The following is an 867-nucleotide window of genomic DNA, read 5'->3' as shown; positions in this document are numbered from 1 at the left end:
GGTCCCGCCCGCACGGCTGGGCGCCGGTCCCGAGGCCGGTGCCGGGCCCAAGCCCGCGAGCCCTGCGGCGCCGGTGCCGCCCGCGAGGTCGGGCGCCGAGGCCGGTGTCAGCGCCGGGCCCAAGCCCGCGAGTTCCGTTCCGGTGGTGCCGCCCGCGACGTCGGGTGCCGGTGCCGGGGCCAAGCCCGCGAGCCCCGCGCCGACGGTGCGGCCCGCGCAGCCGGGCGCCGGCGCCAATGGCGGTGCCAGTACCGGTGTCAGTGCCGGGGTCGCCGGCGCTGCGACGAACGGGGCACGGACCGGGCCGAAGTCCGAGGCTGCGCCCAGGTCCGCGAGCGCCGAGACGGCGGTGCTGCCCGTGCAGCCGGGCGCCGGTGTCGGCGCCGGAGTCGGTGTCAGTTCCAGGGCCACGGGCGCCGCGACGAACGGGGCGCGAACCGGACCGAAGCCCGCGTCCGGGCCCAAGCCCACGGTCGGAGCCAGGCCCCCGGCAGGGACCGGTATCGGGCCGGCGCCCCTGCCGTCCTCCGCCAAGGGCCCGACGGCACCCGTCGGCCCGGCGACCCCTGCGGGGCCCGTGGGTCCGGGGGACCCTGGGCCGCGCACCGGCCGGGTCTCCCGTCCGATGATCGCCGCGGCCGTCGCCGTCGGCCTGGTGCTGGTCGGCACCTCCGTGATGGTGACCCAGCGCAGCGGCAGCGACCCGCACGGACCGGCCCAGGCCGACGCCCCGCCCGCCAACGTCCCCGGCTTCGACGAGCACGGTGGCACCGCCGGCGGCGTCGCGCCCGACGGGCAGTCGGGCTCGGCGGCACCGCAGCCGGACGGTTCGGCCGCACCGGCGTCGGGGGACCAGGCGGCCTCGGC

At 80.7% G+C, this 867-nt stretch carries 2 pseudogenes; one reads left to right on the top strand and one right to left on the bottom strand.

Going from position 1 to position 867, the window contains the following annotated elements:
- A pseudogene (locus tag AE652_RS48900) lies at positions 1-411 on the bottom strand (hypothetical protein); the annotation flags it as partial.
- 214 nt (positions 412-625) lie between these two features.
- On the opposite strand from AE652_RS48900, the pseudogene AE652_RS42280 reads away from it, so the two are divergent.
- Positions 626-867 (top strand): annotated as a pseudogene (locus tag AE652_RS42280) (hypothetical protein); the annotation flags it as partial.

The organism is Kitasatospora sp. MY 5-36 (assembly GCF_001182915.1).
GTDB lineage: Bacteria > Actinomycetota > Actinomycetes > Streptomycetales > Streptomycetaceae > Kitasatospora.
The sequence above is the reverse complement of the archived record's forward strand: the minus strand, read 5'-3'. Positions and strand labels throughout refer to the sequence as shown.